The organism is Virgisporangium aliadipatigenens, from assembly GCF_016863615.1.
In the GTDB taxonomy this organism is placed as follows: Bacteria; Actinomycetota; Actinomycetes; order Mycobacteriales; family Micromonosporaceae; genus Virgisporangium; species Virgisporangium aliadipatigenens.
Genome location: NZ_BOPF01000031.1, coordinates 1 through 21809, shown reverse-complemented (window position 1 = coordinate 21809; position 21809 = coordinate 1). Strand labels below are relative to the sequence as shown.

23 protein-coding genes are annotated in these 21809 nt (G+C 71.7%); 13 read left to right on the top strand and 10 right to left on the bottom strand.

Features of this window, described 5'->3' with window-relative positions; all coding sequences use genetic code 11:
* The gene (locus Val02_RS33470; RefSeq protein ID WP_203903279.1) at positions 1-855 is read left to right on the top strand and encodes a DUF308 domain-containing protein; all 855 of its coding nucleotides are present in this window, start codon (positions 1-3) and stop codon (positions 853-855) included.
* Between the two features lie 75 nt (positions 856-930).
* Entirely contained in the window at positions 931-1308 is a 378-nt protein-coding gene (locus Val02_RS33465; RefSeq protein WP_203903278.1) for a nuclear transport factor 2 family protein, read from the top strand.
* Here the strand turns inward: Val02_RS33465 and Val02_RS33460 are convergent.
* Both Val02_RS33460 and Val02_RS33455 read right to left on the bottom strand, forming a co-directional pair.
* Positions 1305-2099, bottom strand: a complete 795-nt coding sequence (locus Val02_RS33460; RefSeq protein WP_203903277.1) for an alpha/beta hydrolase — start codon at positions 2097-2099, stop codon at positions 1305-1307. The two genes, Val02_RS33465 and Val02_RS33460, sit on opposite strands and share 4 nt — an antisense overlap.
* A 16-nt stretch (positions 2100-2115) precedes the next feature.
* Entirely contained in the window at positions 2116-3474 is a 1359-nt protein-coding gene (locus Val02_RS33455; RefSeq protein ID WP_203903276.1) for a flavin-containing monooxygenase, read from the bottom strand.
* 156 nt (positions 3475-3630) lie between these two features.
* On the opposite strand from Val02_RS33455, the gene Val02_RS33450 reads away from it, so the two are divergent.
* Positions 3631-3966, top strand: coding sequence for a hypothetical protein (locus tag Val02_RS33450; RefSeq protein ID WP_239153532.1), 336 nt, complete (start codon positions 3631-3633; stop codon positions 3964-3966).
* Positions 3967-4033: 67 nt separating this feature from the next.
* Here the strand turns inward: Val02_RS33450 and Val02_RS33445 are convergent, their stop codons facing one another.
* Genes Val02_RS33445 through Val02_RS33430 form a run of 4 tightly spaced genes read right to left on the bottom strand, consistent with a single transcriptional unit; the run spans position 4034 to position 6543 of the window.
* Positions 4034-4699 carry an endonuclease/exonuclease/phosphatase family protein gene (locus Val02_RS33445; RefSeq protein WP_203903275.1) on the bottom strand — a complete coding sequence of 222 codons (666 nt, stop codon included), beginning with the start codon at positions 4697-4699 and terminating at the stop codon, positions 4034-4036.
* A gap of 31 nt (positions 4700-4730) precedes the next feature.
* Complete coding sequence (locus tag Val02_RS33440) at positions 4731-5684, bottom strand: ROK family glucokinase (RefSeq protein WP_203903274.1); 954 nt, start codon at positions 5682-5684, stop codon at positions 4731-4733.
* A complete protein-coding gene (locus Val02_RS33435) occupies positions 5681-6082 on the bottom strand; it encodes a hypothetical protein (RefSeq protein ID WP_203903273.1) in 402 nt (133 codons plus the stop codon). The genes Val02_RS33440 and Val02_RS33435 overlap by 4 nt, the downstream gene beginning before the upstream one ends.
* Positions 6079-6543, bottom strand: a complete 465-nt coding sequence (locus Val02_RS33430) for an SRPBCC family protein (protein WP_203903272.1) — start codon at positions 6541-6543, stop codon at positions 6079-6081. Before Val02_RS33430 ends, Val02_RS33435 begins: the two co-directional genes overlap by 4 nt.
* Positions 6544-6661: 118 nt before the next feature.
* On the opposite strand from Val02_RS33430, the gene Val02_RS33425 reads away from it, so the two are divergent.
* From Val02_RS33425 to Val02_RS33415, 3 genes are all read left to right on the top strand, one after another.
* A complete protein-coding gene (locus tag Val02_RS33425; RefSeq protein ID WP_203903371.1) occupies positions 6662-8455 on the top strand; it encodes an AMP-dependent synthetase/ligase in 1794 nt (597 codons plus the stop codon).
* Positions 8456-8600: 145 nt separating this feature from the next.
* Positions 8601-10178 carry a sensor histidine kinase gene (locus Val02_RS33420; RefSeq protein ID WP_239153531.1) on the top strand — a complete coding sequence of 526 codons (1578 nt, stop codon included), beginning with the start codon at positions 8601-8603 and terminating at the stop codon, positions 10176-10178.
* A 28-nt stretch (positions 10179-10206) separates the two neighbouring features.
* A complete protein-coding gene (locus Val02_RS33415) occupies positions 10207-10878 on the top strand; it encodes a response regulator transcription factor (protein ID WP_203903271.1) in 672 nt (223 codons plus the stop codon).
* 162 nt (positions 10879-11040) lie between these two features.
* Here the strand turns inward: Val02_RS33415 and Val02_RS33410 are convergent, their stop codons facing one another.
* Both Val02_RS33410 and Val02_RS33405 read right to left on the bottom strand, forming a co-directional pair.
* Positions 11041-12129: a glycosyltransferase family 4 protein gene (locus Val02_RS33410; protein WP_203903270.1), complete on the bottom strand. Its 1089-nt coding sequence runs from the start codon at positions 12127-12129 to the stop codon at positions 11041-11043.
* Positions 12129-13376 (bottom strand): M48 family metallopeptidase, encoded by a 1248-nt coding sequence (locus tag Val02_RS33405; RefSeq protein ID WP_203903269.1) that lies wholly within the window; start codon positions 13374-13376, stop codon positions 12129-12131. Before Val02_RS33405 ends, Val02_RS33410 begins: the two co-directional genes overlap by 1 nt.
* Before the next feature lie 119 nt (positions 13377-13495).
* Between Val02_RS33405 and Val02_RS33400 the strand changes: the two genes are divergently transcribed.
* Together Val02_RS33400 and Val02_RS47735 are read left to right on the top strand one after the other, a co-directional pair.
* Positions 13496-14074, top strand: coding sequence for a hypothetical protein (locus tag Val02_RS33400; protein WP_239153530.1), 579 nt, complete (start codon positions 13496-13498; stop codon positions 14072-14074).
* Positions 14065-14376, top strand: coding sequence for an endonuclease domain-containing protein (locus Val02_RS47735; RefSeq protein WP_239153529.1), 312 nt, complete (start codon positions 14065-14067; stop codon positions 14374-14376). The genes Val02_RS33400 and Val02_RS47735 overlap by 10 nt, the downstream gene beginning before the upstream one ends.
* Positions 14377-14416: 40 nt before the next feature.
* Here Val02_RS47735 and Val02_RS33395 read toward each other — a convergent pair whose 3' ends face one another.
* Together Val02_RS33395 and Val02_RS33390 are read right to left on the bottom strand one after the other, a co-directional pair.
* On the bottom strand, positions 14417-14653 hold the full coding sequence (locus tag Val02_RS33395) for a hypothetical protein (RefSeq protein WP_203903268.1): 237 nt from the start codon (positions 14651-14653) through the stop codon (positions 14417-14419).
* Positions 14654-14716: 63 nt separating this feature from the next.
* Entirely contained in the window at positions 14717-16096 is a 1380-nt protein-coding gene (locus Val02_RS33390) for an NYN domain-containing protein (RefSeq protein WP_203903267.1), read from the bottom strand.
* A gap of 140 nt (positions 16097-16236) precedes the next feature.
* Between Val02_RS33390 and Val02_RS33385 the strand changes: the two genes are divergently transcribed.
* The 5 genes from Val02_RS33385 to Val02_RS33365 all read left to right on the top strand — a co-directional run bounded on the left by Val02_RS33385 (position 16237) and on the right by Val02_RS33365 (position 21768).
* Positions 16237-17958 (top strand): DEDD exonuclease domain-containing protein, encoded by a 1722-nt coding sequence (locus tag Val02_RS33385; protein WP_239153528.1) that lies wholly within the window; start codon positions 16237-16239, stop codon positions 17956-17958.
* Between the two features lie 179 nt (positions 17959-18137).
* The gene (locus tag Val02_RS33380; protein WP_203903369.1) at positions 18138-19979 is read left to right on the top strand and encodes a RelA/SpoT family protein; all 1842 of its coding nucleotides are present in this window, start codon (positions 18138-18140) and stop codon (positions 19977-19979) included.
* Between the two features lie 229 nt (positions 19980-20208).
* The gene (locus Val02_RS33375) at positions 20209-20658 is read left to right on the top strand and encodes an NUDIX hydrolase (protein WP_203903368.1); all 450 of its coding nucleotides are present in this window, start codon (positions 20209-20211) and stop codon (positions 20656-20658) included.
* Positions 20655-21470, top strand: a complete 816-nt coding sequence (locus Val02_RS33370; protein WP_203903265.1) for a nucleotidyltransferase family protein — start codon at positions 20655-20657, stop codon at positions 21468-21470. Before Val02_RS33375 ends, Val02_RS33370 begins: the two co-directional genes overlap by 4 nt.
* 10 nt (positions 21471-21480) lie before the next feature.
* On the top strand, positions 21481-21768 hold the full coding sequence (locus Val02_RS33365) for an Lrp/AsnC family transcriptional regulator (RefSeq protein ID WP_203903264.1): 288 nt from the start codon (positions 21481-21483) through the stop codon (positions 21766-21768).
* The last annotated feature ends 41 nt before the right edge of the window (positions 21769-21809 follow it).

Sequence of the window (21809 nt, the reverse complement as noted above, 5' to 3'; positions counted from 1 at the left end):
GTGCCAGCAACCGGAGGCCGGCGCGGACGGCGCGACAACGGGCTGGTCGCGGCCGCGTACACCGCTGTCGGCGACATCGACCCCCGGATCGGGGAGCACCTGCTCGACGTCCTGGCCGCCGACGGGATCGCGGCGTATCTTCAACCGTCCACCGACCAGCATCCGATCACCCGGACGACGAGCCTGCCCGCACGGCCGACGGACCGCCTGTTCGTCGACAAGGATCATGTAGGTACCGCCCGTGACTACGTCCGCCAGGTCAACCCCGAGCCGGACCGCTCCGACCCCGCCGTGGAGGCCGCGATGGTGCCCGCCCCCGACCGCGAACCCGACAAGACGGAGACCGACCCGGAGCCGGACGATCGCGCCGCCCGCGAACAGATCGCCTGGGAGGAGATCGTCGCCGGGTTCGACCTGAAGATCGACCCCGCGGACGCGCCCTGGCCCAAGTCCGAAGAGGTGACCCTCGGCGAGCCGCGGCCGCTGCCGGTGCTCGACCCGCCGACCGACGCGCCGCCGCGCCGCCGCCGCACCGACCGCGAGGAGCCGTCGCTGCTCGACGCCCTCGACACATTCGGGATGGGGCTGCCCGACGAGCCGACCGACGACGAGGGCTACACGCCGCCGCCCCCGCCGCCGCTGCCGCGCATCTCGAAGGCGGCGGCGCTCGGCATCGCGGCGATCGGGTTCGGGCTGCTGCTGTTCATCTGGCCCGGGCTGCTGCCGCTCGCCGGCGACACCGTGCTGCTGCTGGCGTTCGGGTCGATCGTGGCCGGGTTCGTGACGCTGATCTGGCGGCTGCGGCCGGGCGACGACGAGGACGACGACGAGTTCGACGACGGCGCCCGAATCTGAGAAACCTGAACCCGCGTTTACCAACTCCGGCGACGGGTACGCGATGGATCCCCCTCGACCCACAAGGTGGATCCCATGCACCTCCGTCAGACCCGTGACGTCCTCACCGATCACCTCCGCCGCCGGGCCGCCGGCGACCTCGACGGCGACCTGGCCACCAACTACCACCCCGACGTGGTGATCCTGCACCCCGACGGCGAATCCCGCGGACACGACGGCGTGCGTGCGCTCGCCGCGCGGCACGGCCGCTACGACGGCGCCGTCGAGTGCCACCGGCTCCTCGCCTCCGACCAGGTCGGCATCTTCGAATGGTCCGGGCTCGGCGGGCGCAGCGGGACGATGCCGATGGAGGGCACCGAGTCGTTCGTGGTGCGCGACGGGCTCATCGTGGCCCAGACCGTGCACTTCTCCAGCGCCGTCGAGGTCGGTTCGCCCCTCGCCGACGCGGTTTAGGGATTCTTCTCGAGCCAGTCGAGGATCGCGTCGATCGGTTCGCGCCAGCTCGCGTCGAGCATCAGGTCGTGCCCCATGCCGGGGAACAGCAGCGGCGAGCCGCGGTAGCGCCGAGCGACCCGGTCCAGTTCCTTCGCGGGAACGAGTTTGTCGTCGGGACTGCCCACCACCAGCACCGGCGGCTCCCCGACCGGCTGTTCGGGCCCTCGGTGCCGGGCCAGTTGCCACTGCGCCCGCGCCGACGCCCGGCCCCGCCGGGAGGCGTACTCGCGCTGTTCCTCCACCGGGGTCTCCGGGCTGAACAGCTGGCCGCGCCGCGGCCGCAACGCCCCGCCGAAGATCGCCGGCGTGACCCCGAACGGGTTGCGCGCCCACGCCCCGAACGCCGGACCCCAGCCGCCGAAGACCGGCGCGAGCAGCACCGCGGCCCGGGCCGGGTACCGGGCGAGAGCCTGCGCCACCACCAGCGCACCCGCGCCGTGCCCGACCAGCACCGCCTGGCGCGGCAGCGACGCCGCCACCTGCACCACGTCGTGTGTGTACGCCCGCAGGTCCGCCTTCGGCGCCGCACCCGACTCGCCGTGCCCGCGCGGGCTCATCGCGTACGCCGGCACGCCACGGGAGGCGGCGTGCGCCAGCCAGTTCTCGGCGTAGACCCACGCACCACCCCCGAACCCGGGCACGAACAGCACCGGCGCGTGCTCCGTCGGGGCCTCCGGAAGCGCCTTGCGCACCTCGCGAGCCGCGTGCGGGGTCGGATCGGCCCACTCCTCCGTCCGGAGAATCCTCATGAGTCTGCCCGCTCGCTCATGTGCGCACTCCGTCCAGTTCGACCAGAGCTTTTTGAAGGGTCTTGAGGTACGTCCGGTAGCTGACCTCGAACCAGTGCCGCGGCGAATCCTTGAGCTTGGTGTCCACGTAGCGCCTGCCGTCGGCGGAACGCTGCCGCTCCCACCAGGCGATCGCCGGGTCCGGCGTGGTGTGCAGGGCGCGCAGCCACGCGGCGAAGAGCACGGTCTGCCAGTGCGCGAGCGGGAAGAGCCCGGAGTCCGGTTGCAGCAGCCCGGCGACGGCCAGCGTCGGGTGGCTGCGCGACATCAGCTGCCAGCGCAGGTGCGGCCGGCCCTCCTCGTCGGCCCCGATCAGCTCCGGCGCGACGAACTCGAAGCGCGGCGTGTACCCGGTCGCGAGGATCACCACGTCCGGCTCGGCGGTGCGCCCGTCGGTGAAGACCACCCGGTCGTACTCGAACCGCTTCACGTCCGGCACCGGCGTGATCTCGCCGTGGCCCACGTAGTACGGCAGCAGGCTGTTGACGATCGGATGCGTCTCGAGGATCTTGTGGTCCGGCTTCGGCAGGCCCAGCCGGGTCAGGTCCCCGACGGTGCGGGTCAGCACGCGCTGCTGCGCCCGTTGACGCAGCCACAGCGGCAGGCCGCGGACCCCGGCGTCGACCTGGTCGGCCGGCCGGCCGAACGCGAACTTCGGCGCGTACCAGTAGCCGCGCCGCGTCGAGTGCCAGCAGCGCGCGGCCTGCTGCGCCGCCTCCACCGCGATGTCGCAGCCGGTGTTGCCGCCGCCGACGACCAGGACCTTCTTCCCCCGCAGCTGCGCCGGGTCCTTGTAGGCGCTCGCGTGCAGGACATTCCCGCGGAACTCGTCCAGCCCGTCGAACATCGGTGCCCGGGGCACCCAGTTGTGACCGTTGCACGCGACGACGGCCGCGTACCGCAGCGTCTTCGGGGCGCCGCCGCGCGCCCCGCGCACGGTCACGTCCCAGGCCGTCCCGGGCTCGTCCGACACCGGCTTCAGCGACACCACCTCGGTGCCGAACCAGACGTGTTCGCGCAGCGCGAAGTGGTCGGCGTAGCGCTCGAAGTAGGCCAGCAGCTGGCTGTGGTGCGGATAGTCCGGCCAGTCGTCCGGCATCGGAAAATCGGGGAACTGGGTCAGCGGCCGGGACGAGATCAGGTGCGTGCTGGAGTACACCGGGCTGTGCTGGTGGCGCCAGTTCCACGCGCCGCCGACGCCGGTCTCGCGCTCGTAGCAGTCGACGTCGAAGCCGTACTGACGCAGGTTCTTGATCGCGGCGAGACCCGTGCCGCCGGCCCCGATCACGCACACGGCCCCGTGCCGGTCCGCCACGGGAACGGCCTGCTGCGGCATTGCCGGCCTGCTCGGACGGGTCGGCGGGCGCGGCGGCCCACCACGTTCGTCACTCAACGCGTTCTCCCCAGTGCAGCGGTCCCGGCGGGCATCCTCGCCGCCGCTCCGGCCTTTGTCCAGCCCTCGAGTCGTCGCGACGGCGGCATACTGGTGGGCGTGGTCGAGCGTTCGGCGTCGTACGAGCAGCGCCGCCCGTGGACCCTGCCGGAACGTCTCGACGACCTGCGGGGGCCGACGAGCGGCCGCGTCACGCTGCCCCACCGGCTGGACTGGTCCGAGCAGGGCACGTACGACCTCGACGATCCCAAGCAGCTCGGCCTCATGTACGAGCGGGTGATCCGGGAATCGATGGGGCCACGGGACCTCACGGAGTACCTCGACGCCGATACCCTCGTCGCCGTGTGGCGCCACATCTTCCTGCCCCGCACCGTCCGCCAACTGTGGGAGTCCCGCTTCCCCGCGGTGGCGCCGCGCGCCGCGGATACGCGCTGACGCCCGAGGCGGCCTCGGCACTGCGGGACCGCCTCGTCGCGTGGGCGTCAGCGCTGCACGGCTGAGCTCACTCCGGCAGGGTCAGGTCCGCCACCAGCGGGAAGTGGTCGCTCGCGCGGCGCGACTCCGGCGTGTCCACCACCCGGAAGTCCTCCACGTTGAAGCGTTCGTCCACGAAGATCCCGTCGATGCGGCGGTCCGGCGCACGGCACGGGAACGTGTGCGACCCCGCGCAGTCCTTCGCCTCGGCCGCGTCGACCAGCCCGTCGACGATCGTGCGCCACCCCGAACCGCCGGCGTCCTCGTTGAAGTCGCCGCAGACGACCACCGGCTCCTCGATGTCGCGCAGCTGTTCCTTGAGGAGGCGCCCCTGCGAGGCCCGTTCGGTGGCGTCGAGCGACAGGTGCGTCCCGACGGCCACGAACCGGGTGCGCCCCACGGACAGCCGCAGGAACACCGCGCCGCGCATGTGCCGCCCCGGCGTGAGCGGGAACTGCGTGTGCCACGACTCGTGCACCCGCAGCCGGAGCGTGGTGAACCCGGAGTTGCCCAACGCCCACAGCCCACCGCCGGCGTAGGTCATGCCCCAGTCGCGGGCCAGCCGGGCGTGCTTCGCCCGCCACCGGAACCGGCGCGGCGCCTCCTGCACCAGGATCAGGTCCGGCGCCTCCGACCGGATCACCGACGCCAGCGCGCGCAGGTCGTCCTTGGACTGGTGGATGTTGTAGGACATGATCCGGATCTTGTGCAACGAAACGTCCCTCCTACCGCTTGCGAGCCAGGTCGGCAGCGCCGATCACGCCGGCGTGGTTGCCCATGAGCGCCGGCCGGACCTCCGCGTAGTCGAGTCGCCCGCGCTGGGCCAACGCCTCGCGTAGGTACTCCCGGGTGGGCACCATCAGCAGGTCACCGGCCTCGACGACACCGCCGCCGACGACGATCACCTGCGGGTCGAGGTTCTGGATCGTGTCGGCCAGCCCGACGGCGAGCCAGTAGGCCACCCGATCGAACGCCGCCACAGCCGCCTTGCACCCGGCGTGCGCGGCCTTGGTGACCGTGGGGCCGTTGATCGCCTCGATCTTCCCGGCCGCCAGTTCGAGCATCACGCTCGCCGAGTCGGGGTCCTCCGTGGCAATCGTGCGGGCGAAGCGCACGAGGGCGTTCCCGCTGGCGTACTGCTCCATGCAGCCCTTGCGCCCGCAGCCGCAGGGGTGGCCGTCGGGAACCATCATCGTGTGGCCGACCTCACCGGCGATCCCGTGTGCGCCACGGATCAGGTTGCCGCCGATCACGATGCCGCCGCCGATGCCGGTCCCGACGGTGAAGAGCACCATCGAGTCGTCGGCGTCGCGGGCCGCGCCGAAGCTGAACTCCGCCCAGGCGGCCACGTTTCCGTCGTTCTCGACGATCGCCGGCAGGTCGACGCGGGCCTGGATGTGGTCGCGCAGCGGCTCGTTGCGCCAGGCGAGGTTGGCGGCGAACAGGACGGTCGAGCCGGTGGGGTCGATCCAGCCGGCCGCGCCGACGCCGACGGCGCCCACCGACGGGTGCGCGGCCCGCAGTTCCTCGATGACCTCGACGATGCGGTCGACGATCTCGGCCGTGTCCTGGGCCGGGGTGTCGCGCCGGCAGCGGGCGAGGACCTCGCCTTCCAGGTCGACGACGGCCCCTAAGACCTTCGTCCCCCCGATGTCGACCCCGATGGCAAGGTCGTTCACTCGGAGTCCTCCGGTGCCGCCTTGGGCTTCGTGGCCTTCTTGGCCATCGGCTTCGGTGGCGTCTTCTCGGGGGAACGCTCCGCGCGGGTGGCGGCCGCCCAGACGTCGTCACCGGCGGCGGGTGCCGCGGGCTCGGCCGGGGCAGGTTTGGGCTGTGCGCCCCCCGCGAAGGCGCGCAGCACGCCGGCGACCCCGGCGGCGATCTCGCCCGCGCCGTCGGCGAGGCGTCCGGCCAGGTCGGGGTCGGGATCCCGGGCGGCGGCGATCGCCTTGCACACCGGGCAGACACAGCACTCGGCCGACCCGGTGGCGAACCCCTTGAGGCTGTCGGCCGCCATCGAGGCGCCGCCCAGCAGCGTGGCCACGAGCCGCTCGGCCTCGGTCCGCGGATCCGTCATTCCGATGCCCCCGCACCGCTGGTTGCCTCGACCCGGCGCTTGAGGTCCTTCAACGCACTATCCATGATCATCTTCTCGGCCTTCCGCTTGAACATGCCGAGCATCGCGACCGACAGCTCCACTGCCAGTGTGTACGTGACCGTGGAGGTGCCGTCGTCGTTGGCGGCGATGTCGTACGAGCCGTCCTGGCGCTTCTGCATCTTCGAGGGTGCCACCAGCGACCACTCGACGCGCGAGATGTCTTCGGCGTACTCGTACCGCAGCGTGTACTCGTCGGCCGCCATCCCCGCGTCGAGCACGAACCGGACCTGGCTGGCGTACCCGTCCTCGTACTCCTCGACGACCTCGACCTCCTTCACCGCCGACACCCAGTCCGGGTAGGAACGGAAGTCGGTGATCACCTCGGCCACCCGCTCGGGGGTCGCCGCGATGGTGATGGACTGCGTCGAGGTGTCCGTCATGGTGGGCAGGCTACCTGTGCGCCGCGGCGAACGGAGCGCGGGACCCACGTCGCTGCGCCGCTGACCGGCGCGGACAGGTAGGTTCAGCCATACGGCCAATGAGGTGGGGAGTGTGGAAGTGCGGGAGTATTCGGTACCGGCGATCGTCACGATCGGCGCGTCACAGAACCTCACCGATCCGGTGTGGAACAACGCCGCCGGCCACCCCGACGACGTCCAGTTCCGGCGCAAGGGTCCGAACGGCTGGACCGACGTCACCTGTCGCGCGTTCCGCGACGAGGTCGTGGATGTGGCGCGCGGGCTGATCGCCGCGGGCATCGAGCCCGGCGACCGGGTGGGCCTGATGAGCCGCACCCGCTACGAGTGGACCCTCATCGATTACGCCATCTGGACCGTCGGCGCCGTCACCGTACCCATCTACGAGACCTCCAGCGGGGAACAGGTCGCGTGGATCTTGTCCGACTCGGGTGCGGTCGCGTGCGTGGTGGAGACCGACGAGCACAGCGAGACGCTGGAGTCCGTGCGCGGCGGACTGGACGTTCTCACCCAGGTATGGCAGATCGACGGCGGACGACCGGCCGTGACGATGCTGAAGGAGTCGGGCGCCGGCGTGGAGACCGCCCAGGTGGAGGCGCGCCGGACGGCGACCGGCGCCGACGACCTGGCGACGATCATCTACACCAGTGGCACCACGGGCCGCCCCAAAGGGTGCGCTCTCACCCACCGCAACATGTACACCGACATCGCCAACGCCGCCCCCGGGTTCGCCGACTTCATCAACCCCCACGGCCGCACCCTCCTCTTCCTGCCGCTGGCGCACGCGCTCGCGCGGCTGATCCAGATCGGTGTGGTGCAGACGCGCGCCACGATGGGCCACCACCACGACGTGAAGACGCTGGTCCCGGCCCTCGCAGAGTTCAGGCCGACGTTCCTGCTGAGCGTGCCGCGGGTCTTCGAGAAGGTCTACAACACCGCCAAGCAGCGTGCGCACGCCGACGGCAAGGGCGCCATCTTCGACCGCGCCGAACGGGTCGCGATCAACTACAGCCGCCACGACGGCCACGCCGGTGTCCTGCTCTCCCTCCAGCACGCCCTCTTCGACCGGCTCGTCTACGGCAAGCTGCGCGCCGCGCTCGGCGGAGAGTGCGCGGGGGTCATCTCCGGCGGCGCCCCGCTCGGCGAACGGCTCGGGCACTTCTTCAACGGCATCGGTATTCCGGTGTACGAGGGATACGGCCTCACCGAGACGTCTCCGGTCTCCAGCGTCAACATGCCGGGCAAGGTGCGGATCGGCACGATCGGCCCGCCGGTGCCCGGCGCCACGCTCCGGATCGCCGACGACGGGGAGATCCTGATCAAGGGCGATCACGTCTTCTCCGGTTACTGGCGCAATGAGGTCGCCACAAAGGAGGTGCTCGATGCCGACGGCTGGTTTCACAGCGGCGACATGGGTGAACTCGACAAGGACGGCTTCCTGCGCATCACCGGCCGGAAGAAGGAAATCATCGTCACCGCCGGCGGCAAGAACGTGGCTCCGGCCGTCCTGGAGGATCGGCTACGCGCGCACCCACTGGTGAGCCAGTGCGTGGTCGTCGGGGACGGCAAACCGTTCATCGGGGCACTGATCACCATCGACCCCGAGGCTTTCCCGGCATGGCGGGACGGCGCGGGCAAACCGGCCGATGCGACAGTAAGCGACCTCCGAGAGGATGACGCTCTGCGCGCAGAGGTGCGCAATGCGGTTAATGAAGCTAACCTCGCCGTGTCCAAGGCAGAGGCGATCAGGGAATTCCGCATCCTGCCGAATGACTTCACCGAAGCTAACGGGGAAATGACCCCGTCGTTGAAGGTGAAGCGAAACGTCGTCCTGAAGGAGTACGCCGACGAGATCGCTGCGATTTACGGCGACTGACGGCTCCGAGTCGGGGGCGTGGCAGACGATCCACACCGACAGCGGCTCGTTCCGTGCGGTCCCGTCCGAGTTCCGCCCGGGACGCCTGGGCCGGCTGAACATCCAGCCGTCCGCGCTGGCCGCCCGGCTCGGCCAGCTCGCCCTGGTGGCGATCCTGTCGGTCTGGGTCACGGGCGACGCCTGGGTCCTGGGCTGGATCGGGCTGCTGCTGGTGGCGGGCGTTCCGTCGCTGCTGGGTGCCGCGCACCCGGTGGTGGGTCCGTTGGCGCGGCTGGCCGAGGTGACGTTGACCGGGCTCGCGGCCGCCGCCGTCGCGGGCGAGGCACCGGGCAACGGGCTCGCGGCGTGCACGGTGTTGCCGTACCTGCTGGTGCCCGTCGTGGCCGCCGTTCTGCATCAGCGAACGGTCGAGGCGGCGGCCCTGCCGGTCGTGGCCGCCGGGGTGCTGACCGGGGTCGGCCTGGCCGACGGACTGCTCAACCGGTCGGGGTACCTCATCGCCTGCACGCAGTCGATGATCGTGACGGCGTTCGCGGGGGCCGTGCTCGCGATGCTCCAGAAGTCGCTGCTCGAACGGCGTTCGGCTCCCCAGCCGTACGCCGAGGCGACCCGCCTGCTCACCCAGCTGCGCAGCGTCGCCCGCCAGCTCCCGGGCGCCACCCTCGACCCGGGCGGGCTGGCCGAACACCTGCTCGACGAGCTGCGCGCCGTCGCCCCGGCCGATCGGGCCGCGGTGCTGTCGGCGAGCGGCGGCGGCCGGCTGGTGGTGCTCGCGCAGACCGGTGCCGACCGGGTCGACTGGGAGACCGATCTGGACGTCGACTCGGCGATCGCCGACGCCTGGGCGAGCCAGCAGCCGCAGACCGCCATCCGTTCCCAGGCGCGCAGCGCCGGCCGGGGGCACGAGGTGTCCGCGCTGGTGGTGCCGCTGGTGGCGGGGGTGCGTTCGATCGGGCTCGTGGCGCTGGAGTCGGATCTCGGGGGCGCCTATCCCCCGCCGGTTCTCAAGCGCGTGGTCGAACTGGTCGGCCCGGCCGCGATCCGGCTGGAGGCGGCGCTGCTCTTCGACGAGGTGCGTTCGCTCGCCACCACGGAGGAGCGGCAGCGGCTGGCCCGGGAGATCCATGACGGCGTCGCCCAGGAACTGGTCATGGTCGGCTACGGCATCGACAACACGATGGCGGTCCTTCCCGAGGGCGGCACGCGCGAGGACGTGGTGCCCGCGGCGGAGGAGCTCCGGGTGTTGCGTGCCGAGGTGACCCGCGTGATCACCGAGCTGCGGCTCTCGCTGTTCGAACTGCGCAGCGAGGTCGACCGCTACGGCGGGCTCACGGCGGCGATCGCCGACTACGCGCGCACCATCGGCCAGACCGGCGGCCTGCGCGTGCACCTGTCCCTGGACGAGTCGACGGCACGTCTCCCGGCTGCCGTCGAGGCGGAACTGCTCCGGATCGCCCAGGAGGCGATCACCAATGCCCGTAAGCACGCGGGCGCGGAAAACCTGTGGGTGACGTGCGCCGTCGACCCGCCGTACGCGCACATCGAGATTTCGGACGACGGGGCGGGAATCAGCGAGAACCGCCCCGATGGGCGATACGGTCTGACGATCATGCAGGAGCGGGCAGACCGGATTCGCGGGCGACTGGAGATCAAACCGCGAGACCCGACGGGTACGACCGTGGCGGTGGCCCTCGGTACGGCCCCCCGACGCGGTAGCGTATAAGCCGACCAAAAGGGAGAGAGCACCGCGTATGACCACTAACCCGACTCCGTCCGCGACGCGCACCAAGGTGCTCCTCGTCGACGACCACGACCTGATCCGTCGGGGCCTACGTCACGCGTTCGAACGGGACCGCCAGTTCGAGGTGGTCGGCGAGGCGTCCACCGTCGCCGAGGCGATCCGTCTGGCCGGCGCGCTCCAGCCCGAGGTCGTGATCATGGACCTCCGGCTGCCCGACGGCAGCGGCCTGGACGCCACCCGGGCGCTGCGCAAGACCAGCGCGACGATGGGCATCGTCGTGCTCACCATGTACGCCGGCGACGACCAGCTCTTCGGTGCCCTGGAGGCGGGCGCCAGCGCGTTCGTCCCGAAGACCGCACCGGCCGACGAGGTCGTGGCCGCCGCCCGGCACGCCGCGTCCGCGCCGTCCGCGTTCACCGCCGCCGACCTGGCCGAGGCCATGAAGCGCCGGCTCGCCCCGCAGGGCCCGCAGCTCTCCCCCCGCGAGGGACAGGTGCTGCGGCTGCTCGCCGACGGGATGAGCGTGGCGGGCATCGCCAAGCAGCTGTTCGTCTCCGAGTCGACGGCGAAGACGCACATCTCCAAGCTCTACGAGAAGCTCGGCGCCGCCAACCGGGCCCAGGCGCTGATGACCGCGCTGCGGTTGGGCCTGCTGGAAGCGCCGGACGCACCGAAGTTCTAAGGCCTGTGCCGAGGTGGTCGGTCGAGCCGAGGCGGAGTCCAGGCGTCGACTGGGTGTGCGCCGGGCTCGCCCGGATACCGGTGTCGTATCCGGGTGAGACCGGCGTGCGGCCAGGCGGCGTCTGGGCCCGACGCAGGCCGGCCAGCCACCTCGGCACAGGCCTTACGTACGCGAGTCGGGGCGCAGCAGTGTCGTGAGGCGTTCGGCCTGGGTCTCCCAGCGCCACTCCTTCTCGACCCAGCTGCGCCCGGCGGCGCCCATCCGTCGCGCCAGGTCGCGGTCCTCGAGCAGCGTCGCGACCCGGTCCGCGATCGCGGGCACGTCCCGACCGTCGACCGTCCATCCCGTTTCCCCATGTCGAACGGCATCAGGGGCCCCACCCGAGTCCCCACCGACGACCGGGATCCCGACGGCCGACGCCTCGAGGAACACGATCCCGAGCCCCTCGACGTCCAGCCCACCGTTGCGGGTCCGGCACGGCATGGCGAACACGTCACCGGCCCGGTAGTGCGCGGGCAGTTCCTCCCACGACACCGATCCCGTGAAGATCACGTCGTCGCCTGCCAGCTTCTGCAGCCGCTTGCGATCCGGCCCGCCGCCGACGATCAGCAGCCGCGCGTCCGGCACCCGGCGACGGATCGCCGGCATGGCCCGGATCAGCATGTCCTGCCCCTTGCGCGGCACCAGCCGGGAGACGCACACCACGACCGGCCGGTCGTCGAGCCCGTGCCGCTTGCGGATCGCCGCCCCGTCCACGCCCGGGTGGTAGGTGTGCACGTCGACGCCGGGAGCGAGCCGCTCCAGCCGCGGCATGACCGGTGCCAGCCGCACCCGGGTGTACTCCCCCAGGTAGGTCACGACGTCGACGTCCCGGCCGATCTTTCGCAGGAGGCTCTTCGCTCCCGGCAGCTTCGCCCACCCGACCTCGTGGCCGTGGGTGAGCGCGACGGAGCGTCGTCCCAGCCCCTTGGCCAGCAGTCCCAGCGGCGCCGCCGCCCCGAACCAGACGCTGTCGCAGTCGTGCGCCCGGGCGATCTCCTGTGCTCTCTTCGCGACGGCCGGGGTGGGCAGGAGCACGCCGGTCTTCTCCCGCACGACCTCGAACGGCTGCTCCGCGTCGAACGCCCGCGGGTCCCGCCAGGTGGAGGAGTACACCACCAGCTCGGGCAGCCTGACCGCGAGGTTGTGCACGAACTGCTGGATGCCGCCCGGGCGGGGCGGAAAGTCGTTCGTGACGAGCAGGGTCCTCATTACTTGGCCCACGCCCGCGCCATCGCGAGGCGTTCCACTGTGGACGGATGGGAGCCGAAGAGCCCGTGCTCGACCCGGTTGGGGTCCGGGTCGGCGAGGTTGACCATCGCCAGGCGCGTCATCATCGCCTGGAACGTCTCCGGATCGCCGGTCAGCTCCAGCGCGTGCGCGTCGGAACGCGCCTCCACCTTGCGCGACACGTACGCCTGCACCGGCCCGGCGACGAGCCCGCCGACGATCGCGATCGCCATGAGCAGCGCCACGGCCCGCGGTTCGGCGATGGAGTCCACACCGGCCCGCCGCAGCAACGGCTCCCACGCCCCGAGCAGGTACACGAGCACGACGGCGGCGGCCGAACCGAGCGCGCCGAGCAGCGTCCCGGTGAGCACGTCGTTGGAACGCGCGTGGCTCAGCTCGTGCGCCACGACGGAGCGCACCTCGGCCTCGGGCGCCTCGCGGAGCAGGGTGTCGTAGACGACGATCCGCCGGGTGGCCCCGTAGCCGGAGACGTAGGCGTTGACCGCACGCGTGCGCCGCGAGGCGTCGGCGACCAGCACGTCCTTCACGGGAACGCCGTCCCGCTCGGCCAGCTGCACCAGACTGTCCCGCAGCGCCCCGTCCTCCATCGGCGTGAACTTGTTGAAGACCGGCTCCACCAGCACCGGGAAGACGAACGTCAGCACCAGCACCAGCGCGGCGGCCGCACCGGCACCGACGGCCCACCACCACTGCGGAAACAGCCGCGTGATCGTGAAGAACCCGGCGAGCACCAGAGCCCCGAGGACGGCTCCCACGCCGTACGCCTTGAGGAGGTCGACGAGCCAAGCCCCCCAGTCCTGGGTGGACAGCCCGTACCTCTTGAGAACGGTGTGCCGCCACGCCGCGAACGGCAGCGAGACGACCTCGCCGATCAGCACGATCACCAGCCCGCCGAGAACGGCCTGCGCCAGCCAGTGCCCGCCGAGCGGCCGGCCCACCGCCTCCACGATCCGCGCCCCGAACGGCGTGAGCCCCAGCACCAGCGCCACGACGAGCCCGATCACCATCGACCCGTAGCTGCCCGGCCGCAGCGCCGCGTTGAACGCCTTCCCCTTCGCCACGGCGTCGGCCGGCAGTCCCGCGAGCGCCGCCAGCTGCTCCGAACGCGGCGCCGGCGCACCGCTCCACGGCACGCGCGTGATCGCCACGATGCCGATCAGCACCAGCAGAACGCCCAACGTGGCCACGGCCCAGACCCGGGTAGACATCGCCGCAAGTCTAGAGCTTGTCCGGTTTTCCGCAGCTCCGCGCCACGGCCACGCACGGGTTATCCACAGGAAGCGATTGCCTCCTGCGCCCCGCGGCCGCGCTGCCGCACGATGCCCTGATGCACGAACCCTTCCGCGGCTCGGACGCCATCACCCACGGCCTGCTGACGCGCGGTCAGCTCGCGGGCCGGCGCTGGCAACGCCTGCTGCCCGACGTCTACGTGCACCACGAGGCGGTGCCGGACCACACAATGTGGTGCGCCGCCGCGCTGCTGTACCTGCCGCCCGGCAGCGCGATCAGCCACGAGTCGGCCACCTCGCTGCACGGCGTCGGCCTTCAGGACCGGCGGGAGCCACTGCGGGTCACGGCCACGATCCCGGCCGCGAAGCGGGTACGGGCCGTGGACCGGCTCTCGATCCACCGCGGCGACCTGCTGCCGGGCGACATGGTGCGACGGCGTGGACTCATCACGACCGGTCCGCTGCGTACCGCCTTCGACCTCGGCCGCGGACCGGATGCGCATCGTGCCGTCATCGCACTCGACGCGTTGCTCAACCGCGGTGTGATCCGCCTGCCGGCGCTGGAGAAGTCGGTGCCGGCAGTTGCCGGCCGACCGGGCGTAGCGCGATTCCGCCGCGCGGTCGCCCTGGCCCCCGGGAGGGCGCCGAGTCGCCGATGGAAACACCGGTGCGGCTGATCGTTATCGACGCCGGCCTACCCGAGCCCGCCGTCCAATTCCCCGTGTACGACCGGGCCGGCCGCTCCGTGGCACGACTCGATCTCGCCTACGAGCACCTACGCATCGGCCTCGAGTACGACGGCGACCACCATCGCGAACGCGCGACCTTCCAACGCGACGCCGCCCGCCTGAACAGCCTCCACCTCTGCGGCTGGACAATCCTCCGCTTCACGGCCGCCGACTTGAGGAACCCCGAGCTGGTGGCCGCTCAGGTCCGAGAAGCGCTACTCCGTGCCGATCTTGGAACACCAGACAGGTAGATCGCCCATTCGATCATGCCTGGCGTTCCAAGATCGACAACTACGAGGCGCGGCGGGCTCGGGGGGTGCGGGGCAACAGCGGGAGCGTCGGGCTCACCGGCTCGTCGTGGGGCTCCAGCACCTCCACCTCGAAGCCGGCACGGGTCAGTATCTCCACCGCCCACAGCTCGTCCCGGTCGAGCACCTCTACCTCGACCGGCGGCGTGAACAGTGCCGTCAGCGCGCAGTCGGCACAGCCGGCCCCGCGTGCGGTGCATGTCTCACAATCGATGAGCATCGCCCCTCCTCGCGATCGCCATCCGAGACGGACGGTAACCGAGGGGTACGACAAAACCCGAAGTTACGTCCGGCCCAGGCGCCTGAGCAGGGAATCCGAGGACAGCGGGTACGCACCGTGGCGGCGCACGCCGTCGGCGACCTCGCGGTCGGAGGAGATGACCGTCACCGGCCGGCCGGGCGGCTCGGCGCGCACGAGCCGGCGGATCAGCTCGTCGGCCGTCTCGCCCTTCTTGGAGAAGAGCACCCGCACGCCGCGGGGCGCGGGCGGCAGGCCGATGATGCGTTCGGCGCCGTCGAACACGCAGGTGACCTCGGCACGCGTCTGGGCGGCTATCCCGCCGAGACCGGTGATCAGGCGGCTGCGCTGGTGCTCCAACGACATGTCCGGGTAGCCGCGCTTGGTGACGTTGTAGCCGTCGACGACGAGGTGCGCCTTGGGCAGGGCGAGCAGCTGGTCGAGCCGGGCCGGGTCGTCGGCGTCGAGCGCGCGCGCCTTCGCCGACTGGCCGGTGATGTCGGGCCGGTCGGCGGCCACGTCGGCCACGAAGTCGGCGGGCAGCCGATCCGTCGGTTCCAACGCCAGCTCGCGACGCAGACCGACGGCGGCCTGGCCGATCGTCTCCAACAGCAACCAGAGGCGGGCGTCGTCGGCGGCGCGGGCGTCCTTGGCGCTCTGCCGCGCGGCACCCACCAGGCCCTCGGCCTCGGCGAGGCGGGCCTTGAGCCGGCGCACCTCGGCGTCGTGGTCGGCGGCGGCGCGGGCGGCGCGGCCCCGCTCCGTAGCGAGCATCTCGGTGGCCTTGCGCTCGCGCTGCTCCAGTTCGCGGACGGTGCGGGTGAGCCGGCGGGCCTCCTCGCGGATGCCGGCGGTCTCGTCGCGCAGCCGGGCCAGCTCGTCGCGCAGCTTGTCGGCCTCGGTCCGGGCGACGGCGCGGTCGTGCTCGAGCCGGGCCATCTGGTGCTCGAGATCACGGATCTGGTTGGCGGTGGAGGCGTTCTCGGCGTCGAGGCGCAGCGCCTCGGTGGCCGCCTCGACCAGCTCACGCCAGCCGTCGGGCCGGGAAAGATAGGCCAGCGCGGCGACCTCGACCGGGTCGGCCGCGGCCGGCGGCGCACCCTCGGCGACGGCCGCGCCGAGCTCGCCGGCGTCGTCGACGATCCGGGTCGCGATCCGCTGCCGGAACAGGGCGTCCGTCCCGAGCTGGGTCGCGATCAGGGCACCGCCGTGCTGGGCGCGCTTGTTGGGGGCGAACTTGGCGATCCGGCGCAGCGCGTTGGGCATCTCGTCGTTGGGCAGGCCGGTGAGGGCACCTGAGGCGAGGGTGATCACACGCTGGCGCACGGGAGCGGGAAGGACCGGTTCGAGATCGAGGTCTGTCTCCGATTCCGCCGACAGCGAACCCCGCGGGGCGGGGTCAGCGGGGTGCGGCTGGGAGGACATACCCTCCAGTGTCGCACTGTCGGCGCCGGACTGTACGGATCAAGGTTGCCGACGATTGCCTGACAATGCGATCGTTACCGAACGCATATGTGAAAACACTCAAGGACAGATTGTCAGACCCCTCCCCTACGCTGCGGCCCGTGCAGCTCACCCTCGACGCGCTGTTCGACGATCCGCGGGCCGCGTCCCTGTTCAGCACCACGTTCGTCGTGGTGGACCTGGAGACCACCGGCGGGGCGGTCAGCGGCGGCGGCATCACCGAGATCGGCGCGGTCAAGGTGCGCGGCGGCGAGGTGCTCGGCGAGTTCGCGACGCTCGTGCGGCCGATGGAGCGGATCCCGCCGTTCATCACGGTGCTGACCGGGATCACCGAGGCGATGGTCCTGCCGGCACCGCCGATCGACGAGGTGCTGCCCGGGTTCCTGCAGTTCATGGAGGGTGCGGTGCTCGTGGCGCACAACGCGCCCTACGACGCCAACTTCTTGCGGACCGCGTGCAACGAGCTGGGCTACACCTGGCCCAAGCCGTTGATCCTGGACACCGCGCAACTGGCCCGGCGGGCGCTCATCGCCGACGAGGTGCCCAACCACAAGCTCGCCACGCTGGCGCGGCACTTCCGGGCCCAGACCGAGCCGTGCCACCGGGCGCTGGCCGACGCCAAGGCGACGGTCGACGTGCTGCACGGGCTGATCGGCCGGCTGGGCAGCCACAAGGTGCACACGCTCGGCGACGCGCTGGAGTTCGTCAAGGCGGTCAGTCCGGAGCAGCGGCGCAAGAAGCATCTGGCCAACGGCCTCCCGGACGTTCCCGGCGTCTACGTCTTTCGGGACGCGAAGGAGCGGCCGCTGTACGTCGGCACCAGTTCGTCGATCGCGACGCGGGTGCGCTCCTACTTCACCGCCGCCGAGAAGCGCGCCCGGATGAGCGAGATGCTCGCCGCCGCCGAGCGGGTCGAGGCCATCGAGTGCGCCCACGCGCTGGAGGCCGAGGTACGGGAGCTGCGCCTGATCGCGGCCCACAAGCCGCCGTACAACCGGCGCTCGAAGTTCCCCGAGCGGGTGTTCTGGCTGAAGCTGACCGCGGAGGCGTATCCACGGCTGTCGCTCGTGCGGCAGGTCGCCGAGGACGGCGCGGCGTACCTGGGGCCGTTCGGGTCGCGGCGGGCCGCGGAGCTGGCGGCGGCCGGCATCTACGACGCGGTGCCGCTGCGCCAGTGCACGCACAAGCTGTCGGTGCGCAAGCCGACCCCGGCCTGCGCGCTGGCCGAGTTGGGGCGCTGCCCGGCCCCGTGCGAGTTGCGGATCACGCCGGAGGAGTACGTCGAGCGGATCTCCGACCCGGTCCGGGCGGCCACCGTGGACGATCCGGCCGGGGTCGTCGAGCGCCTGATGGACCGGATCGGGGTGCTGGCCGACGCCAAGCGCTACGAGGATGCGGCAAATGTGCGTAGCCGACTGGTGGCCTTTCTCCGGGCGTCCGTACGGATGCAGCGGCTGGCGGCGTTCACCCGGATCGAAGAAGTGGTCGCGGCGCGACCGGCGGTCGGTGGCGGCTGGGAGATCACCGTGGCCCGTCGGGGACGGCTCGCGGCGGCGGGCGTCTCCCCGGCCGGCGCGCACCCGATGATCACCGTGGAGGCGATGCTGGCCACCGCCGAGACGGTCATGCCCGGGCCCGGCCCGACCCCCGCGGCCAGCGCGGCCGAGAGCGAGCGCATCCTCGCCTGGGTCGAACGCCCCGAGACCCGCCTCGTCCGTCTGGCCGACGGTTGGGCGTCACCCGCGCGGGGGGCGGGACGGTGGCGGGCCCTGCTCGATCGGGCGGAGGCGGCGGCGAGCGCCCAGGTTGAGCTACCGTCGTAGACCTGTACGTCCCCCCACGGCCCGTCTAGACCCGATGCGCCAATCCCGCATCCGACGTTTGCACATGTTCAAATGACCGATCGGGCAACGGATCGGTCATTACCCTGGACCCATCCAATTGCCCGTGCCGATCGCCCGTACGCCGGGGCGGTGAGGAGGTGCCAGCCGTGGATTCCGCCATGCGACGGACCGGCGGCAGCCTTGCCGACCAGGCCCTCGCGGCGGCCGCGCCGCGCGCCGAGGAGCCGGCGTCCAAAGTGGAGCAGGGTCCGGCCACCCCGGGGCTGACCCAGCGGCTGCTGGCGATGATGCCGTGGGCGTCGACCAACGACCCGATCATGAACGTGATCCGGACCCACCGGCAGATCCACTCCGACGCCGACGTCACGGTGATCCGCCGCGCCTACGAGACCGCCGAGCGCATGCACCGCGGCCAGATGCGCAAGAGCGGCGACCCGTACATCACCCACCCGGTCGAGGTCACCGAGATCCTCGCCGACCTGGGGATGGACACGGTCACGCTGGTGGCAGCGCTGCTGCACGACACGGTCGAGGACACCAGCTACACGCTCCAGGCGCTGGAGAGCGACTTCGGCCCCGAGGTGGCGCTGATCGTCGACGGGCTGACCAAGTTCGACAAGCTGTTCTTCGGGGACGCCGCCGAGGCGGAGACCATCCGCAAGCTGATGATCTCGGCCGGCCGGGACGTCCGGGTGCTGATCATCAAGATGGCCGACCGGGTGCACAACATGCGCACGCTCGACGCCCGTTCGCCGGCGTCGCAGAAGCGCATCGCGATCGCCACCCGGGACGTGCTGGTACCGCTCTGCGACCGGCTCGGCATCCAGCTGCTCAAGCGGGAGCTGGAGGACTGCGTCCTCAAGGCCATCACGCCGAGCGGCTACGCGATGGTCGCCGACTACCTGCGCCATCGCGAGGGCTGGGAGAGCTATCTCGAGCAGGTCATCACGGCGTTCACGCACGAGCTCAAGACCGGCAAGATCGAGTCCAAGGTCCAGTCCCGGCCCCGGCACCTGTACTCCATCTGGAAGGACACCGTCGCCGGGCGGTACCCCGAGCCGCACGACCTGCCGCGCGTCGTGATCACGGTCAACGGCGACGACATGGACTGCTACGCGGCGCTCGGTGCGATCCACGGGCGATGGCGCCCCGTGCCCGGCCGGTTCAAGGACTTCATCGCCTCCCCGAAGAACAACCTCTACCGTTCGCTGCACACGACGGTCATCGGGCCCGGTGACCGTTCGGTCGAGGTGCTGATCCGCACCGCCGAGATGCACCGGGCCGCGGAGTACGGCATCGCCGCCAACTTCCGCTATCCCGACCTGGGCAGCGGCTTCGGTCCCGCGGCGCGCGCCGAGCAGCTGGACTGGCTGCAGCGGGTGCTCGACTGGGAGAGCGCGGCGGCGGAGCCGGGGCAGTTCCTCGCGTCGCTGCGGTGCGACCTGTCCGAGTCGCAGATCATCGTCTTCACCTCCACCGGCCGTCCCGTGCTGCTGCCCTCCGAGGCGACCCCGGTCGACCTGGCCTACACGCTGAGCGCCGACGTGGGGCACCGCTGCATCGGCGCCCGGCTCAACGGCCGGCTCGTGCCGTTGACGTCCACGCTGGACGACGGCGACTCCGTGGAGATCATCACCCGGCCGGGGCAGAAGGACGAGTTCGACTACGACGAGAAGGCCGCGCCGCCCGGGCCGTCCGAGGAATGGCTCGACATCGTCAAGACCTCGCACGCGCGGCTGCACATCGGGCGCTGGTTCGACAAGTACAAGGAGCCGGCGGTCACGATCGCCAACAAGGTCCGGCTCGGCCGGGTCGCCATCGGGCTCGCGCTGCGCCAGCACGGCCGCGGGCTCGCCAGCGACCTGCCGCTGGTGCGCCTGGCGCCGCAGCTCGGGTACCCCGACCTGGAGACGCTGCTCGTGGCGGTCGCCGATCACAAGGTCGCGGCGGCCACCGTCGTCGACCGGCTGATCGCCGCGGTGGACCACTCTCCCCAGTAGGCCGCGCAACAGCGAGCGCGGCATAGCACGCCGCCTGGACCGGAGCGCAGCGGAGGGAAGCCGGCGTGGGGCGGAGCCGTGCCCGCGCGGGAAACGGATCGCCGTGGACCACTCGCCCCAGTAGAGCTCCCTCCCATCCTCTAGCCTGGCGCAGGTGTCAGCACAGTCCCCCGCCCGCCGCGGGCCGGTTCACACCGCGCGCCGGGTCTTCTACCGGGCCTTCTACGGGATGCCCGCGTCGTGGCGCCGTCGCGCGGCCCGGACGCTGCAGCCCCGCTACATCATCGGCGCGGTGATCATGGTCCGGCAGTCCACTCCCGACGGCGAACGGCTGCTTCTCCTGCGCCAGCCGCCCGGCAACGGCTGGGGCGTTCCCGGTGGGCTGATGGACCGCGGCGAGGAGCCGATCCAGTGCGCCGCCCGCGAACTGGGCGAGGAGGCCGGCATCAAGCTGGACGTGAGCGAGCTGCGCCCGGCCAACCCCAACGCGATCATCCACACCAAGGGCCGCTGGGTGGACTGCGTGTTCGAGGCGGAGGTGCCGGCCGACGTGACGCCGGCGGTGGACGGGGCGGAGGTGTACGAGGCGGTGTTCCACCCGATCGACAACCTGCCGCCGCTGGCCGTTCCGACGGCGCGGCTGCTCGCCCACTACGGCATCGGGCCGTACGCGAAATGAGCGCGCGGGATCTCTGCGCGGTCGTTCTCGCGGCCGGTGAGGGACAGCGGTTGCGCCCGCTCACCGCGCTGCTGCCCAAGGCGCTCTGCCCGGTCGGCAACGTCGCCCTGCTCGACCGCGCCCTGGCCCGCGTCGGGGCGCTCGGCCTCGACACCGCCGTCAACGCCTGTTACCTCGCCGACCAGGTGGTCACCCACGTCGGCGGCCGCCTGACCGTCTCCGTCGAGCCCGATGATCCGTGGGGAACCTCCGGCGGCATAGCGCGGCTCAAGCACTGGATCGACGGCCGGGGTGTGCTGGTCGGCAACGCCGACGCGTACCTGGCCGACCCGGAGCGCCCGCCCGGCAAGGACATCGCGGCCCTCCTCGACGGCTGGGACGGCGACAGCGTGCGCATCCTCGGCGTCCCCGGCGGGAACGAGTTCAGCGGCCACCGCTTCGCCGGCTTCTCCCTGCTGCCCTGGTCGATCGTGCGCGACCTGCCGATCGAGCGGAACGAGCTGGTCCGCACCGCCTGGCGGCCGGCCGAACGGGACGGCCGGCTCACGGTCGTTCGATATGAAGGGACCTATGTCGACACGGGGACCCCGCGCGACTACCTGGCCGCGAATCTCCACGCCGCGGATGGCGGCAGCCTCGTCGACCCGGGTGCGACGGTGGCCGCGCCGGTGACGCGGGCGGTGATCGGCGCGGGCGCCGTCGTCGAGGGCGAGGTGCGCGACGCGGTCGTCTGGCCCGGTGCGCGGGTGCGCGAGGGAGAGGCGCTGGAGCGGGCGATCCGTGCGGGAGAAACCCTGACCGTGCCGGCGTAGAGTGCTGATCGTGAACACGGCGATCGTTCTCATCGACTGCGCGACGGACTCGATCCCGGAGGTGGCGCAGGCCATCGCCGACATCGACGGCGTGAGCGAGGTGTACTCGGTGACCGGTCAGGTCGACCTGATCGCCGTGGTGCGGGTGCGCCGCTTCGAGGACATCGCCACGGTGATCACCGGCCAGATCTCGAAGGTCCCGGGTGTGCTCAACACGGATTCGCACGTGGCGTTCAGCGTCTTCTCGCGGCACGACCTGGACGCGGCGTTCTCGCTGGGCTTCCCCGACGCGGACTAGCCTTCGGCCCGCACCCGCCGATCTTGCAGTTGTGGCGGCCG

What these genes read in the sequence shown, in the direction of transcription:
- Val02_RS33455 (WP_203903276.1), bottom strand. Translation starts at nt 3,474, where the DNA reads ATGCCGCAGCAGGCCGTTCCCGTGGCGGACCGGCACGGGGCCGTGTGC.
- Val02_RS33430 (WP_203903272.1), bottom strand. Translation starts at nt 6,543, where the DNA reads ATGACGGACACCTCGACGCAGTCCATCACCATCGCGGCGACCCCCGAG.
- Val02_RS33435 (WP_203903273.1), bottom strand. Translation starts at nt 6,082, where the DNA reads ATGACGGATCCGCGGACCGAGGCCGAGCGGCTCGTGGCCACGCTGCTG.
- Val02_RS33390 (WP_203903267.1), bottom strand. Translation starts at nt 16,096, where the DNA reads ATGTCCTCCCAGCCGCACCCCGCTGACCCCGCCCCGCGGGGTTCGCTG.
- Val02_RS33380 (WP_203903369.1), top strand. Translation starts at nt 18,138, where the DNA reads ATGCGACGGACCGGCGGCAGCCTTGCCGACCAGGCCCTCGCGGCGGCC.
- Val02_RS33375 (WP_203903368.1), top strand. Translation starts at nt 20,209, where the DNA reads ATGCCCGCGTCGTGGCGCCGTCGCGCGGCCCGGACGCTGCAGCCCCGC.
- Val02_RS33405 (WP_203903269.1), bottom strand. Translation starts at nt 13,376, where the DNA reads ATGTCTACCCGGGTCTGGGCCGTGGCCACGTTGGGCGTTCTGCTGGTG.
- Val02_RS33410 (WP_203903270.1), bottom strand. Translation starts at nt 12,129, where the DNA reads ATGAGGACCCTGCTCGTCACGAACGACTTTCCGCCCCGCCCGGGCGGC.
- Val02_RS33400 (WP_239153530.1), top strand. Translation starts at nt 13,496, where the DNA reads ATGCACGAACCCTTCCGCGGCTCGGACGCCATCACCCACGGCCTGCTG.
- Val02_RS33460 (WP_203903277.1), bottom strand. Translation starts at nt 2,099, where the DNA reads ATGAGGATTCTCCGGACGGAGGAGTGGGCCGATCCGACCCCGCACGCG.
- Val02_RS33465 (WP_203903278.1), top strand. Translation starts at nt 931, where the DNA reads ATGCACCTCCGTCAGACCCGTGACGTCCTCACCGATCACCTCCGCCGC.
- Val02_RS33370 (WP_203903265.1), top strand. Translation starts at nt 20,655, where the DNA reads ATGAGCGCGCGGGATCTCTGCGCGGTCGTTCTCGCGGCCGGTGAGGGA.
- Val02_RS33395 (WP_203903268.1), bottom strand. Translation starts at nt 14,653, where the DNA reads ATGCTCATCGATTGTGAGACATGCACCGCACGCGGGGCCGGCTGTGCC.
- Val02_RS33445 (WP_203903275.1), bottom strand. Translation starts at nt 4,699, where the DNA reads ATGTCCTACAACATCCACCAGTCCAAGGACGACCTGCGCGCGCTGGCG.
- Val02_RS33415 (WP_203903271.1), top strand. Translation starts at nt 10,207, where the DNA reads ATGACCACTAACCCGACTCCGTCCGCGACGCGCACCAAGGTGCTCCTC.